Origin of the sequence: Acinetobacter pragensis, assembly GCF_001605895.1 — a bacterium.
GTDB lineage: Bacteria > Pseudomonadota > Gammaproteobacteria > Pseudomonadales > Moraxellaceae > Acinetobacter > Acinetobacter pragensis.
The window spans coordinates 1-676 of the sequence record NZ_LUAW01000066.1 but is presented as its reverse complement, the minus strand read 5'-3'; the positions used below and the strand labels follow the sequence as shown (position 1 = coordinate 676).

General features: G+C 40.5%; 3 pseudogenes. 1 reads left to right on the top strand and 2 read right to left on the bottom strand.

Annotated elements, in window-relative coordinates:
- A pseudogene (locus tag AZH43_RS18425) lies at nucleotides 1–86 on the bottom strand (response regulator transcription factor); the annotation flags it as partial.
- A gap of 53 nt (nucleotides 87–139) precedes the next feature.
- Nucleotides 140–247: pseudogene (locus AZH43_RS19205) on the bottom strand (alginate biosynthesis protein); the annotation flags it as partial.
- 144 nt (nucleotides 248–391) lie between these two features.
- Here AZH43_RS19205 and AZH43_RS16895 point away from each other — a divergent pair.
- Nucleotides 392–676 (top strand): annotated as a pseudogene (locus tag AZH43_RS16895) (rhodanese-related sulfurtransferase); the annotation flags it as partial.

Here is a 676-nt window from a genome sequence, read left to right as displayed (position 1 = left end):
CCCGCCACATGGTGCCCCAACTGAGTGACTAAACGTGACAACCGCTCTAATGCAAGAGGCTCATCATCACAAATCAGGATGTCCATTTCTCCTCCTTGCTCAGTTACCATCTTTTTTTTATAGGTTAACTGTGCTGATTTTACTTATATCGATATTGCACTACAGTAGTAAACATCCCCTTCCCTGCAAAGCTTTGAAATGTCGCTGACGAACCGTAATAGGCTAGCCGCTGCTTCACATTCTTAATCCATTAAATGCCAATAAATAAACGGTTCCAAGGCTTAAATATTACTGCTAAAGGCTTAAAGTTTCTAGAGCGGTTATTCTAGTTTTATCCATTCTGCCGCTTTTTTATTTGAATTATTCTGCCGTCTTCTGGCTATAGCCTTATGATGCTATTCATCAATTTCTTTTGAATGAAGGTTTTTCAACCATGGAATATAAAGAGTCTCACAGCTCTGAAAAACCATTCCGCAAAATGAAAATCAAACACAAAAAAGAAATTGTGACCTTAGGCGTAGAGGTTAAGCCGCGCAATTTGGTTGGGCATTATCTCGACCCGAAAGAATGGAATGAACTGATTGCCCGCGATGATGTCATTCTGGTTGATACCCGAAATGATTACGAATACAAAGCGGGTACTTTCAAAGGCGCAATCGACCCGAAAACGGAAACT